The sequence below is a fragment of the Pseudomonas paraglycinae genome (genome assembly GCF_021601625.1).
Taxonomy (GTDB): Bacteria; Pseudomonadota; Gammaproteobacteria; order Pseudomonadales; family Pseudomonadaceae; genus Aquipseudomonas; species Aquipseudomonas paraglycinae.
In genome coordinates this window covers 86,559-100,488 of record NZ_BQHR01000014.1, presented here as the reverse complement: position 1 = coordinate 100,488, position 13,930 = coordinate 86,559, and the positions used below count along the sequence as shown (strand labels likewise).

Sequence of the window (13,930 nt, the reverse complement as noted above, 5' to 3'; positions counted from 1 at the left end):
GCCAGCAAGCACTCTTTATCAAGGACCACCATGATGGCTGGCGAAACCTCATTGACCACCCTGCTGCGCAGCATGAGCCCGCAGCTCAATGCCGGCGAATACGTGTTCTGCACCTTGCGCGACGGCCAGTTGCCGAGCGGTCTGGAAATCGTCGGCAGTTTCCGCGAACAGGAAGGCCTGACGGTAATTCTCGAACGTTCCCGCGCCGAGCGCGCCGGTTTCAGCTTCGACTACGTCGCAGCCTGGATCACCTTGAACGTGCATTCGGCGCTGGAAGCCGTCGGCCTGACCGCCGCATTCGCCACCGCACTGGGTAAGGCCGGGATCAGTTGCAACGTGATTGCCGGCTACTACCACGATCATTTGTTCGTCGGTCAGGCCGACGCCGAACGCGCCATGCAAGTGCTGCGCGATCTCGCAGCCAACGCGGAGTAACCGTCATGTGGCAAAGCTATACCAACGGCTTGCTGGTGGCGTTCGGGCTGATCATGGCGATCGGCACCCAGAATGCTTTTGTCCTGGCGCAGAGCCTGCGGCGTGAACATCACCTGCCGGTCGCCGCGCTGTGCGTCGCCTGTGATGCGTTGCTGGTGGCGGCCGGTGTGTTCGGTCTGGCCACGGTGCTGGCGCAGAACCCGACCTTGCTGGCGGTTACCCGCTGGGGCGGCGCGGTGTTCCTGATCTGGTACGGCAGCCAGGCGCTGCGCCGGGCCTGTTCGAAACAGAGCCTGCAACAGGGTGAAAACCAGACCGTACGTTCGCTGCGGGCGGTGATGCTCAGCGCTCTGGCGGTGACCCTGCTCAACCCACACGTCTATCTCGACACCGTTTTGCTGATCGGCTCCCTCGGTGCGCAACAGTCGGTACCCGGCGCTTATGTGGTCGGCGCGGCGAGTGCTTCGCTGCTGTGGTTCTTCACCCTGGCGTTCGGCGCGGCATGGCTCGCACCGTGGCTGGCACGGCCGAGTACGTGGCGGATTCTGGATCTGCTGGTAGCGGTGATGATGTTCACGGTGGCGGGGCAATTGATATTGGCTTCCTGAATTATTCCAAAAGGCTCTGGAACCTCTATCCCACACAGTTGTTGCGTGGTTAAGCCGCACCCCCGGTGCTATGATCCGAACCCTGCGCCGCAAAGAGTAAAAACTCGCCGGTGCATTTCTGGCCGCCCGTGATCGGCCTTGCGCTCACCGCAACAGACCTGATTAGGAGAATCATCATGGCTTTCGAATTGCCGCCGCTGCCTTACGCACACGATGCCCTGCAGCCGCACATTTCCAAGGAAACCCTGGAATTCCACCACGACAAGCACCACAACACCTATGTCGTGAACCTGAACAACCTGGTGCCAGGCACCGAGTTCGAAGGCAAGACCCTGGAAGAAATCGTCAAGACTTCCTCGGGCGGCATCTTCAACAACGCCGCTCAGGTCTGGAACCACACCTTCTACTGGAACTGCCTGGCGCCAAACGCCGGCGGTCAACCAACCGGCGCCCTGGCTGAAGCCATCAACGCGGCTTTCGGTTCGTTCGACAAGTTCAAGGAAGAGTTCAGCAAAACCTCGATCGGCACATTCGGTTCCGGCTGGGGCTGGCTGGTGAAAAAGGCTGACGGTTCCCTGGCTCTGGCCAGCACCATCGGCGCCGGCAACCCGCTGACCAGCGGCGACATCCCGCTGCTGACCTGCGACGTATGGGAACACGCTTACTACATCGACTACCGTAACCTGCGTCCTAAGTACGTCGAGGCGTTCTGGAACCTGGTCAACTGGAAGTTCGTGGCCGAGCAGTTCGAAGGCAAGACCTTCACCGCTTAAGCTGCACGCCAGACAAAAAACCCGGCTATTGCCGGGTTTTTTCTGCCCGCGAAAATCATCACCGTTGCGTCCCATCACAAACAGGGCCTTTTCCCACACGCAAAGCAGCCCTTCTCGCCTTGCTCCCAAGCCACGGCGAACTACCATCAAAAGAGGAAAAATTGTCCGACGCCCCTCAAGTTGGAGGCCAAAACTACCGACACAGTACAAATAGGGCAAATACTCCAGACAGCAGCATTTCGGCCAAGGCCACGGACAAATTTTCCGCGGCTCGATTGTCCCTTTGACTGCCAACACGGGATTGCCAATACTCATGGCAACTTGACGCTACCCGCACGGAACAAGGAATAACCCTTTGAAGCTGGAACTCAAGAACAGCTTGTCGGTGAAGTTGCTCCGGGTCGTGCTCCTGTCGGCATTGATCGTCGGCGTGGTCTTGAGCTGCGCGCAGATCGTTTTCGATGCCTATAAAACACGCCAGGCCGTCGCCGGCGATGCCGAACGCATCCTCGACATGTTCCGCGATCCCTCAACCCAGGCGGTCTACAGCCTGGACCGGGAGATGGGCATGCAGGTGATCGAAGGCCTGTTCCAGGACGACGCCGTGCGCCAGGCCTCCATTGGCCATCCCAACGAAGCGATGCTCGCGCAGAAATCCCGTGAGCTGCAGCATTCCAACAGTCGCTGGCTGACCGACCTGATCCTCGGCCAGGAACGCACGTTCACCACCCAACTGGTGGGACGCGGGCCCTACAGCGAGTATTACGGCGATCTGAGCATCACCCTCGACACGGCCACCTACGGTCAGGGCTTCATCGTCAGTTCGGTGATCATCTTCATTTCCGGCGTGTTGCGCGCCCTGGCCATGGGCTTGGTGCTGTATCTGGTCTATCACTGGCTGCTGACCAAACCGCTGTCGCGGATCATCGAACACCTCACCGAAATCAACCCGGACCGCCCCAGCGAACACAAGATTCCGCAACTCAAGGGCCACGAGAAAAACGAACTGGGGATCTGGATCAACACCGCCAACCAGTTGCTCGAATCCATCGAACGCAATACCCACCTGCGCCACGAAGCGGAAAACAGCCTGCTGCGCATGGCCCAGTACGATTTCCTCACCGGCCTGCCGAACCGCCAGCAATTGCAGCAGCAACTGGACAAGATCCTGGTGGATGCCGGCAAGCTGCAGCGCCGGGTTGCGGTGTTGTGTGTCGGACTGGATGACTTCAAAGGCATCAACGAACAATTCAGCTACCAGACCGGCGACCAATTGCTGCTGGCACTCGCCGACCGCCTGCGCGCCCACAGCGGTCGCCTCGGCGCCCTCGCCCGTCTTGGCGGCGACCAGTTCGCGCTGGTGCAGGCCGATATCGAACAGCCTTACGAAGCGGCGGAACTCGCGCAAAGCATCCTCGATGATCTGGAAGCACCGTTCGCCCTCGATCATCAGGAAATCCGTCTGCGCGCGACCATCGGCATCACCCTGTTCCCGGAGGATGGCGACAGCACGGAGAAGCTGTTGCAGAAAGCCGAGCAGACCATGACCCTGGCCAAGACCCGCTCGCGCAACCGTTATCAGTTTTATATCGCCAGCGTCGACAGCGAAATGCGCCGCCGTCGCGAACTGGAAAAAGACCTGCGCGACGCCTTGCTGCGCGATCAGTTCTACCTCGTCTATCAGCCGCAGATCAGTTACCGCGATCATCGCGTGGTTGGCGTCGAGGCATTGATCCGCTGGCAGCATCCGGAACACGGTCTGGTGCCGCCGGACCTGTTCATCCCGCTGGCCGAGCAGAACGGCACCATCATCGCCATCGGCGAATGGGTGCTGGATCAGGCCTGCAAGCAACTGCGCGACTGGCACGATCAGGGCTTCGTCGATCTGCGCATGGCGGTCAACCTGTCCACCGTGCAACTGCACCACGCCGAGCTGCCGCGGGTGGTCAACAACCTGTTGCAGATGTACCGTCTGCCACCGCGGAGCCTGGAGCTGGAAGTCACCGAAACCGGCCTGATGGAAGACATCAGCACCGCCGCCCAGCACCTGCTGAGCCTGCGCCGCTCCGGCGCCTTGATCGCCATCGACGACTTCGGCACCGGCTACTCCTCGCTGAGTTATCTCAAGAGTCTGCCGCTGGACAAGATCAAGATCGACAAGAGCTTCGTCCAGGACCTGCTGGACGACGACGATGACGCGACCATCGTTCGCGCCATCATTCAACTGGGCAAGAGCCTGGGCATGCAGGTGATCGCCGAGGGCGTGGAAACCGCCGAACAGGAAACCTACATCATCTCCGAAGGCTGCCATGAAGGTCAGGGCTACCACTACAGCAAACCGCTACCGGCGCGCGAGCTGAGCATTTATCTCAAGCAGGCCCAGCGCAGCAACGCGGCCATCCTCTGAAATCTCCCTGCGAAGCCCGGCAAACCCCTTGATCCGCCGGGCGTGCTCTACGCTATTGATCCAGCGCAACCCCCGCGCAAATAAGAAATATTTCCAGCTACAACCCTTTACACATAATGCGAAAGATTTGCATTATGTCGCAGCTTTTGCGCACCCCCGCGCCTGTCCACTCAATTACCGAAGCAGGATGTTCGCCATGATTCGTATGCCTCTGGCTACCGCCAGTCTGCTGGCCATCGCTATTTCCCTCGCCGGTTGCGGCGAAGGTAAAGACAAAGACAAGGCCGCCGCTCCTGCGCCGACCCCGGCTGCCAGCACCGCTGCACCGGCTGCGCCTGCTGCCGCCGGTAAAGTCGACGAGGCCGCCGGCAAAGCCGTTGTCTCGCACTACGCCGACATGGTCTTCGCCGTTTACAGCGATGCCGAATCCACCGCGAAAACCCTGCAAACCGCCATCGACGCGTTCCTCGCCAAGCCGAACGCCGACACCCTGAAAGCCGCCAAGGCTGCCTGGGTCGCCGCCCGCGTTCCTTACCTGCAGAGCGAAGTGTTCCGCTTCGGCAACACCATCATCGACGACTGGGAAGGTCAGGTGAACGCCTGGCCTCTGGACGAAGGCCTGATCGACTACGTCGACAAGTCCTACGAACACGCACTGGGCAACCCGGGCGCCACCGCCAACATCATCGCCAACACCGAAGTACAGGTCGGCGAAGACAAGGTCGACGTCAAGGACATCACCCCGGAAAAACTCGCCAGCCTGAACGAGCTGGGCGGTTCCGAAGCCAACGTTGCCACCGGCTACCATGCCATCGAATTCCTGCTCTGGGGCCAGGACCTGAACGGCACCGGCCCTGGCGCCGGCAACCGTCCAGCCTCGGACTACCTGGAAGGCGCCGGCGCCACCGGCGGTCACAACGATCGTCGTCGTGCCTACCTGAAAGCCGTGACCCAGCTGCTGGTCAGCGACCTGGAAGAAATGGTCGCTAACTGGAAGCCGAACGTGGCCGACAACTACCGCGCCACCCTGGAAGCCGAACCGGCTGAAAGCGGCCTGCGCAAAATGCTGTTCGGCATGGGCAGTCTGTCCCTGGGCGAACTGGCCGGCGAGCGCATGAAAGTGTCCCTGGAAGCGAACTCCCCGGAAGACGAACAGGATTGCTTCAGCGACAACACCCACAACTCGCACTTCTACGATGCCAAGGGCATTCGTAACGTGTACCTGGGCGAGTACACCCGTGTCGACGGCACCAAAATGACCGGCGCCAGCCTGTCGTCGCTGGTGGCCAAAGTCGACCCGGCTGCCGACACCGCGCTGAAAGCCGATCTGGCCGCCACCGAAGCCAAGATCCAGGTCATGGTCGATCACGCCAACAAGGGTGAGCACTACGACCAGTTGATCGCGGCCGGCAACACCGCCGGCAACCAGATCGTCCGCGACGCCATCGCTTCGCTGGTCAAGCAGACCGGTTCGATCGAAGCCGCTGCCGGCAAGCTGGGCATCAGCGACCTGAACCCGGACAACGCCGATCACGAGTTCTGATCACAGCGTCCGCGTTAAAAAAGGCGACCTTCGGGTCGCCTTTTTCGTTCTGGCTGACCTGACGTGCATCAAGCAAACGATAATTCCTCTTATTCAAACCCCCTCGCCCTGTTAGACTTTGCGCCTTTAAATTCGCCCCTCTTGCAGGAAGTCTGATGCCCTCGCTGCCTCTTCGCTTGTCCGCACTGTTTCTGGCCCTGGGCCTGAGTGCCTGCGATGACGCCCCGCGTTTCACCAAGGCCGAGCCGGGTGAGGCCCGTTCCGGCGGCACGGCGACCGTGCGCAAGAGCGATCAGAACGCGTTTTCCCTGCCGTCGGCCAACCTGCCGCCTTCGCGGCGGGTGGACTTCAGCGTCGGCAACAGCTTCTTTCGCAGCCCGTGGGTGATCGCGCCATCGACCACCACGGCCCGCGATGGCCTCGGCCCGCTGTTCAACACCAACGCCTGCCAGAACTGCCATATCAAGGACGGCCGCGGCCATCCGCCGACGCCGGATGCGGCCAACGCGGTGTCGATGCTGGTACGCCTGTCGATTCCCGATGCGCCGGCCTATGCCAAGGTCATCGAGCAAGTGGGCGTGGTGCCGGAGCCAGTCTATGGCGGCCAGTTCCAGGACATGGCCGTCCCCGGCGTCGCGCCGGAAGGCAAGGTGCGGGTCGATTACACGCCGGTGCCGGTCCGCTTCAAGGACGGCACCGAGGTCGAGCTGCGTAAACCGGTCCTGCAGATCACCCAGCTCGGCTACGGCCCGATGCACCCGGACACACGTTTCTCGGCCCGCGTTGCACCGCCGATGATCGGCCTGGGCCTGCTCGAAGCGATCCCGGAAGAAGCGATCCTCGCCAATGCCGCCGCGCAGGCCAAAGAGAACAACGGCATCAACGGCCGGCCAAACCGGGTCTGGGACGATGAGCAGCAAAAGACCGTCATGGGGCGATTTGGCTGGAAAGCCGGCCAGCCGAACCTCAATCAACAAAATGTTCACGCGTTTTCTGGTGATATGGGCCTCACCACCAGCCTGAGACCGTTTGATGACTGCACCGACGCGCAAACCGCCTGCAAACAGGCGCCGAACGGCAACGGCCCGGACGGCGAACCTGAAGTCAGCGACAACATCCTGCGCCTGGTGCTGTTCTACAGCCGTAACGTCGCCGTTCCTGCCCGCCGTGGGGTCAACGATGCGCAAGTGCTGGCCGGCAAGAATCTGTTCTTCCAGGCGGGTTGCCAGTCCTGTCACACACCGAAATACACCACCGCCGCCAACGCGGCCGAACCTGAACTGGCCAATCAAGTGATTCGCCCGTACAGCGATCTGCTGCTGCACGACATGGGCGAAGGCCTGGCGGACAACCGCACTGAATTCCAGGCCTCCGGCCGCGACTGGCGTACCCCGCCGCTGTGGGGCATCGGCCTGACGCAGGCGGTCAGCGGCCACACTCAGTTTCTGCATGACGGCCGCGCCCGCAACCTGCTCGAAGCCGTGCTCTGGCACGGCGGCGAAGCGAAGGCGGCGCAGCAACAGGTTTTGTCTTTCAACGCCGAACAGCGTGCCGCGCTGCTGGCGTTCTTGAACTCACTTTAAACACTTAAAAGAATCGGGAGCCCGACATGTTCCGTCCCAAGCTGTTGTTCACCAGCCTTGCCGCACTGGCCCTCGGCGCGTGCTCGCCGCAGGATCCGCAAGCCGTCACCTCGGCGGCCATCGCCAAATCGGTGATCCTGCCGACCTACACCCGCTGGGTCGAAGCCGACAAGCAACTGGCCGTCAGCGCCCTCGCTTACTGCCAGGGCAAAGAGTCGCTGGACACCGCCCGTGCCGACTTCCTGCACGCGCAGAAAGCCTGGGCCGAGTTGCAACCGCTGTTGATCGGCCCGCTGGCCGAAGGCAACCGTTCGTGGCAGGTGCAGTTCTGGCCGGACAAGAAAAACCTGGTCGGCCGTCAGGTCGAGCAACTGGTCACCGCGCAGCCGCAGATCGATGCCGCCGCACTGGCCAAGTCCAGCGTCGTGGTTCAAGGCCTGTCCGCTTACGAGTACATCCTGTTCGACGCCAAACCTGACGTCGCCAACGACGCGCAGAAAGCCAAGTACTGCCCACTGCTGGTGGCCATCGGCGAGCGTCAGAAACAACTGGCCGAAGAGATTCTCAGCAGCTGGAACAACACCGACGGCATGCTCGCGCAGATGAGCAAGTTCCCGAACCAGCGCTACGCCGACTCCCACGAAGCGATCGCCGATCTGCTGCGGGTACAGGTCACCGCCCTCGACACCCTGAAGAAAAAACTCGGCACGCCGATGGGCCGTCAGAGCAAGGGCGTACCACAGCCGTTCCAGGCCGATGCATGGCGCAGCCAGTCGTCGATGGAGTCGCTGGAAGCCAGCCTCGCAGCGGCCAAAACCGTCTGGGAAGGCGTCGACAACAAAGGCCTGCGCGGCCTGCTGCCGGCTGAGCAAAAGCCGCTGGCGGACAAGATCGATGCAGCTTACGCGGCGTCGCTCAAACTGTTCGGCAGCACTCAGCGCTCGCTGACCGAAATGCTCAACGATGACGCCGGTCGCCAGCAGCTCAACGACATCTACGACAGCCTCAACGTCGTCCACCGCCTGCACGAAGGCGAGCTGGCCAAGGCGCTGGGCATCCAACTGGGCTTCAACGCCAACGACGGTGACTGATGAGGGCACGTGCCATGCTGCGACGCCAGGCTCTGACTTTAGGTAGTTTGCTGCTGGGAGCAGTGACACTGGGCGGCTGGACGCTGTTCAAACGCAAGGACCAAAGCCCGCTGCTGTTGTCGGCGCGGGACGACACCGATGGCAAGCATTACGCCGTCGGTTATCGGCTGGACGGCACCCAGGTGTTTGCCACCGAAGTCGGCCAGCGCTGCCACGACATCATCAATCACCCGACGCTGCCGATCGCGCTGTTCGTTGCCCGTCGGCCGGGCACCGAGAGCTACCTGATCGATCTGCGCAACGGTGCATTGCTGCAAACCGTGACGTCGCAGCCGAACCGGCACTTCTACGGCCACGCGGTGATCCACCACAGCGGCGACTACCTGTACGCCACCGAAAACGACACCACCGATCCGGGCCGTGGACTGCTCGGGGTGTACAAGTTCGAAGGCGAACGGCTGGTGCACAGCGGCGAGATTTCCACCCACGGTCTCGGCCCGCATCAGGTGTCGTGGATGCCCGACGGTGAAACCCTGGTGGTGGCTAACGGCGGGATCCGCACCGAGGCCGAAAGCCGGGTCGACATGAACCTCGACGCCATGGAGCCAAGCCTGGTGCTGATGCAGCGCGATGGCACCCTGCTGAGCAAGGAAACCCTCGCCCAGCAGATGAACAGCGTGCGCCACCTGGGGATCGCCAGCGACGGCACCATCGTTGCCGGCCAGCAATTCATGGGGCCTTCCCACGAGCGCTCGGAGCTGCTGGCGATCAAGCGACCGGGCCAGCCTTTCGTGGCGTTCCCGGTGCCGGAGCATCAGTTGCAGTCGATGGGTCATTACACCGCCAGCGTCGCCGTGCACAGCGACCTGCGTCTGGTGGCACTGACCGCACCGCGCGGCAACCGCTTCTTCATCTGGGACCTGGACAGCGGCGAAGTGCGCCTCGACGCACCGTTGCCCGACTGCGCCGGCGTCGGTGCGGTGAAGGACGGGTTTGTCGTGACCTCCGGTCAGGGACGTTGCCGCTACTACGATTGCCGTCAGAACGATCTGCTGGCCAAACCGCTGGATTTGCCCGCAGGGCTCTGGGACAACCATCTTCATCTGATGGCCTGAAATTCGCCGCCGGCCGTTCGGTCGGCGGCGCTGCTTTTTTGTATCGCCTCCCCTCATACCCGGTAAAAACTGGCAGTTGGAATCCCTGCCGGACTCGGGGTAATGTGCCCGCCTGTCTCGCCTGATTTTCTCCAAGGAACTGGAAATATGCTGCGTCGCCGCATGCTGATCATGTTGGGTGTTGTACTGCTGATCGTTCTGCTTCTCGCCGGTTACAAGGCCTTCTCGATCTATACGATGATCCAGGGCTTTTCCAAACCGAAGCCGCCGATCAGCGTCGCCGTGGCCACCGCCGTCGAGCGCCCGTGGCAGATGCGTCTGCCCACCGTCGGCACGCTGAAAGCGCTGCAAGGCGTCGACCTGAGCCTGGAGAACGCCGGCACCGTCACCGAGCTGAAGTTCGAATCGGGGCAGAAGGTCAAGGCCGGCCAGCCGTTGCTACAACTGGACAGCGCCGTCGAAGCCGCCTTCCTCGAAACCGCCAAGGCCGATCTCGGCCTCGCGCAGCTGGATTACGGTCGCGGCAGTCAACTCGTCGGCAGCAGCGCCATCTCCAAAGGCGAATTCGACCGGCTCTCGGCGCAGTTGCAAAAGAACAAGGCCACGGTCAATCAGCTCAATGCGGCGCTGGCGAAAAAACGCATCGTCGCGCCCTTCAGCGGCACCATCGGCATCCGCCTCGTCGACATCGGCGACTACCTCGCCAGCGGCACCAAGATCGCCACCCTGCAGGACCTGAGCAGCCTCTACGCCGATTTCTACGTGCCCGAACAATCGGTGCCGAAACTGGCTATCGGTCAACCGGTACAGATCACGGTCGCGGCGTATCCCGGCCAGCATTTCACCGGCGCCATCAGCGCCATCAACCCGATCGTCGAAAGCACCACTCGCAACATTCTGGTGCGCGCCACCCTGGCCAACCCCGATGGCAAGTTGCTGCCGGGCATGTTCACCAGCGTCGAAGTGCTGCTGCCGGATCCGCAGAAACACATCGTGGTCCCGGAAAGTGCGATCACCTACACCCTGTACGGCAACTCGACGTACGTGGTCACCCAGAAGAAAGCCGAAGATGGCACCGTCGAAAAAGACGACAAGGGCCAACCGGTACTGATCGCCGAGCGTCGGTTCGTCGAGACCGGCGAACGCCGCGATGGTCAGGTGATGATCAACAAGGGCGTGCAGAGCGGCGAACAGGTGGTGACGGCCGGCCAGATCAAACTGGACAACGGCGCCCACATTGCCATCAGCGACGACAAGACCCTCGGCGAGCAGAACAGTCCGCCCCGCGCCGACTGATCAAGGAAACCCCATGGCTTTTACCGATCCGTTCATCCGCCGCCCGGTGCTCGCCACCGTGGTCAGCCTGCTGATTGTGCTGCTGGGCTTCCAGGCCTGGAGCAAGCTGCCGCTGCGCCAGTACCCGCAAATGGAAAACGCCCTGATCACGGTGACCACCGCGTACCCCGGGGCCAACGCCGAAACCATCCAGGGCTACATCACCCAGCCGATGCAACAGAGCCTGGCCAGCGCCGAGGGCATCGACTACATGACTTCGGTCAGTCGCCAGAACTTCTCGGTGATTTCGATCTACGCGCGCATCGGCTCCAACAGCGACCGCTTGTTCACCGAACTGCTGGCCAAGGCCAACGAGGTGAAGAACAAGTTGCCTCAGGACGCCGAAGATCCGGTGCTGAGCAAGGAAGCCGCCGACGCCTCGGCGCTGATGTACATCAGCTTCTTCAGCAAGGAGCTGAACAACCCGCAGATCACCGACTACCTCTCACGGGTGATCCAGCCGAAACTGGCGACCCTGCCGGGCATGGCCGAGGCAGAGATTCTCGGCAACCAGGTGTTCGCCATGCGCCTGTGGATCGACCCGGTGAAACTCGCCGGCTTCGGCCTCAGCGCCAGCGACGTGACCAACGCGGTGCGCCAGTACAACTTTCTCTCCGCCGCTGGCGAAGTGAAAGGCGAGTACGTGGTCACCAGCATCAACGCCAACACCGAACTGAAGTCCGCCGAAGCCTTCGGCAAGATCCCGCTCAAGGTCAGCGGTGACAGCCGGGTGCTGCTCAGCGATGTGGCACGGGTCGAAATGGGCGCGGAAAACTACAACTCGATCAGTTCGTTCGGCGGCACGCCTTCGGTGTATATCGGGATCAAGGCCACACCCGGGGCCAACCCGCTGGAAGTGATCAAGGAAGTGCGCAAGATCATGCCGGAGCTGGAAGCCCAGCTGCCGCCCAACCTCAAGAGCGAGATCGCCTACGACGCCACGCTGTTCATCCAGGCCTCCATCGACGAAGTGGTGAAAACCCTGTTCGAGGCGGTGCTGATCGTGATCGTGGTGGTGTTCCTGTTCCTCGGTGCCCTGCGTTCAGTGGTCATTCCGGTGGTGACCATTCCGCTGTCGATGATCGGCGTGATGTTCTTCATGCAGATGATGGGCTACTCGATCAACCTGCTGACCCTGCTGGCGATGGTGCTGGCCATCGGGCTGGTGGTGGACGACGCGATTGTGGTGGTGGAAAACATCCACCGACACATCGAGGAAGGCAAGACACCGCTGGACGCCGCGCTCGAGGGCGCACGGGAAATCGCCATGCCGGTGGTGTCGATGACCATCACCTTGGCGGCGGTGTATGCACCGATCGGTTTTCTCACCGGACTGACGGGGGCACTGTTCAAGGAGTTTGCGTTGACCCTGGCCGGGGCGGTGGTGATTTCCGGCGTCGTCGCCCTGACCCTGTCGCCGATGATGTGCGCCATGCTGCTGCGCCATGACGAAAATCCCACGGGCCTGGCCCACCGCCTCGACCGGATTTTCGACAGCCTCAAGCGTCGCTATCAGAGCATGCTGCACGGCACGCTCAATACCCGGCCGGTGGTGCTGGTGTTCGCGGTGATCGTGCTGTGCCTGATTCCGGTGCTGCTCAAGTTCACCAAATCGGAACTGGCACCGGACGAGGATCAGGGCATCATCTTCATGATGGCCAACGCCCCGCAACCGACCAACCTCGATTACCTGAACACCTACACCGACGAGTTCATCAAGATCTTCAAGGAGTTTCCGGAGTACTACTCCTCGTTCCAGATCAACGGCTACAACGGGGTGCAGAGCGGCATCGGCGGTTTCCTGCTCAAACCATGGAACGAGCGCAGTCGCACGCAAATGGAAATCCTCCCCGAGGTACAAGGCAGACTCGAGGGCATTCCGGGCCTGCAGATCTTCGGCTTCAACCTGCCGTCCCTGCCTGGCACCGGTGAAGGCCTGCCGTTCGAGTTCGTGATCAACACCGCCAACGACTACGAGCTGTTGCTGCAAGTGGCCGACCGGATCAAGAAGCGCGCCATGGAATCGGGCAAGTTCGCCTTCGTCGACCTCGACCTGGCTTTCGACAAACCCGAAGTGGTGGTCGACATCGACCGCGCCAAGGCTGCGCAGATGGGCGTGTCGATGCAGGATCTGGGCGGCACCCTCGCAACCTTGCTCGGCGAAGCCGAGATCAACCGGTTCACCATCGAAGGCCGCAGCTACAAGGTCATCGCCCAGGTCGAACGGGCCTACCGCGACAACCCGGACTGGCTGAACAATTACTACGTGAAAAATACCCAGGGCGAACTGCTGCCGCTGTCGACCCTGATTACGGTGACCGACCGCGCACGACCGCGACAGCTCAACCAGTTCCAGCAACTCAACGCGGCCAAGCTGTCCGGGTTCCCGCTGGTGAGCATGGGCGAAGCCATCGACAGCGTGTTGCAGATCGCCCGGGAAGAGGCCCCGGCCGGGTTTGCCTTCGATTACGGCGGCGCCTCCCGCCAGTTCGTCCAGGAAGGCAGCGCGCTGTGGGTGACCTTCGCCCTGGCATTGGCGATCATTTTCCTGGTGCTGGCGGCGCAGTTCGAAAGCTTCCGCGACCCATTCGTGATTCTGGTGACCGTGCCGTTGTCGATCTGCGGGGCGCTGATTCCGCTGTTCCTCGGCTGGTCGAGCATGAACATCTACACCCAGGTCGGGCTGGTGACGCTGATCGGGCTGATCAGCAAGCACGGGATCCTGATCGTCGAGTTCGCCAACCAGTTACGCAAGGAGAAGGGCCTGACACCCCGCGAGGCAGTGGAGGAAGCGGCAGCGATTCGCCTGCGCCCGGTGTTGATGACCACGGCGGCGATGGTCTTCGGCATGGTGCCGCTGATCGTGGCCACCGGCGCCGGTGCGGTCAGCCGTTTCGACATCGGGACGGTGATTGCCACCGGGATGTCGATCGGGACGTTGTTCACGCTGTTTGTCCTGCCGTGCGTTTACACCGTGCTGGCGAAACCCGATCCCAAGGCATGACGCAGTAAAAAAAGCCATGACGAAATAAAAAAGGCC

General features: G+C 61.9%; 10 protein-coding genes. All 10 read left to right on the top strand.

Annotated features, from left to right (window positions below; genetic code table 11):
• Positions 1–33 precede the first annotated feature (33 nt).
• The 10 genes from L6D82_RS20855 (at position 34) to L6D82_RS20810 (ending at position 13,894) form a co-directional block, all read left to right on the top strand.
• Complete coding sequence (locus tag L6D82_RS20855) at positions 34–435, top strand: ACT domain-containing protein (protein ID WP_102718061.1); 402 nt, start codon at positions 34–36, stop codon at positions 433–435.
• Positions 436–440: 5 nt separating this feature from the next.
• Complete coding sequence (locus tag L6D82_RS20850) at positions 441–1,043, top strand: LysE/ArgO family amino acid transporter (protein WP_102718062.1); 603 nt, start codon at positions 441–443, stop codon at positions 1,041–1,043.
• Between the two features lie 176 nt (positions 1,044–1,219).
• The gene (locus tag L6D82_RS20845; protein WP_085745256.1) at positions 1,220–1,816 is read left to right on the top strand and encodes a superoxide dismutase; all 597 of its coding nucleotides are present in this window, start codon (positions 1,220–1,222) and stop codon (positions 1,814–1,816) included.
• A 355-nt stretch (positions 1,817–2,171) separates the two neighbouring features.
• Positions 2,172–4,223 carry a putative bifunctional diguanylate cyclase/phosphodiesterase gene (locus L6D82_RS20840; protein ID WP_011335711.1) on the top strand — a complete coding sequence of 684 codons (2,052 nt, stop codon included), beginning with the start codon at positions 2,172–2,174 and terminating at the stop codon, positions 4,221–4,223.
• A 196-nt stretch (positions 4,224–4,419) separates the two neighbouring features.
• A complete protein-coding gene (locus L6D82_RS20835; protein WP_236191404.1) occupies positions 4,420–5,766 on the top strand; it encodes an imelysin family protein in 1,347 nt (448 codons plus the stop codon).
• 155 nt (positions 5,767–5,921) lie between these two features.
• Positions 5,922–7,349 (top strand): di-heme oxidoreductase family protein, encoded by a 1,428-nt coding sequence (locus tag L6D82_RS20830; RefSeq protein ID WP_236191402.1) that lies wholly within the window; start codon positions 5,922–5,924, stop codon positions 7,347–7,349.
• Positions 7,350–7,375: 26 nt separating this feature from the next.
• Entirely contained in the window at positions 7,376–8,440 is a 1,065-nt protein-coding gene (locus tag L6D82_RS20825) for an imelysin family protein (RefSeq protein WP_007953243.1), read from the top strand.
• 14 nt (positions 8,441–8,454) lie between these two features.
• Positions 8,455–9,555 (top strand): DUF1513 domain-containing protein, encoded by a 1,101-nt coding sequence (locus L6D82_RS20820; RefSeq protein ID WP_236191400.1) that lies wholly within the window; start codon positions 8,455–8,457, stop codon positions 9,553–9,555.
• A gap of 147 nt (positions 9,556–9,702) precedes the next feature.
• Positions 9,703–10,851, top strand: a complete 1,149-nt coding sequence (locus tag L6D82_RS20815; RefSeq protein ID WP_085610855.1) for an efflux RND transporter periplasmic adaptor subunit — start codon at positions 9,703–9,705, stop codon at positions 10,849–10,851.
• Between the two features lie 13 nt (positions 10,852–10,864).
• Entirely contained in the window at positions 10,865–13,894 is a 3,030-nt protein-coding gene (locus L6D82_RS20810) for a multidrug efflux RND transporter permease subunit (RefSeq protein ID WP_236191398.1), read from the top strand.
• The last annotated feature ends 36 nt before the right edge of the window (positions 13,895–13,930 follow it).

Excerpts from the sequence above, each read along its gene's own strand:
- L6D82_RS20855 (WP_102718061.1), top strand. The coding sequence starts at position 34 with ATGGCTGGCGAAACCTCATTGACCACCCTGCTGCGCAGCATGAGCCCG.
- L6D82_RS20850 (WP_102718062.1), top strand. The coding sequence starts at position 441 with ATGTGGCAAAGCTATACCAACGGCTTGCTGGTGGCGTTCGGGCTGATC.
- L6D82_RS20845 (WP_085745256.1), top strand. The coding sequence starts at position 1,220 with ATGGCTTTCGAATTGCCGCCGCTGCCTTACGCACACGATGCCCTGCAG.
- L6D82_RS20835 (WP_236191404.1), top strand. The coding sequence starts at position 4,420 with ATGATTCGTATGCCTCTGGCTACCGCCAGTCTGCTGGCCATCGCTATT.
- L6D82_RS20830 (WP_236191402.1), top strand. The coding sequence starts at position 5,922 with ATGCCCTCGCTGCCTCTTCGCTTGTCCGCACTGTTTCTGGCCCTGGGC.
- L6D82_RS20825 (WP_007953243.1), top strand. The coding sequence starts at position 7,376 with ATGTTCCGTCCCAAGCTGTTGTTCACCAGCCTTGCCGCACTGGCCCTC.
- L6D82_RS20820 (WP_236191400.1), top strand. The coding sequence starts at position 8,455 with ATGCTGCGACGCCAGGCTCTGACTTTAGGTAGTTTGCTGCTGGGAGCA.
- L6D82_RS20815 (WP_085610855.1), top strand. The coding sequence starts at position 9,703 with ATGCTGCGTCGCCGCATGCTGATCATGTTGGGTGTTGTACTGCTGATC.
- L6D82_RS20810 (WP_236191398.1), top strand. The coding sequence starts at position 10,865 with ATGGCTTTTACCGATCCGTTCATCCGCCGCCCGGTGCTCGCCACCGTG.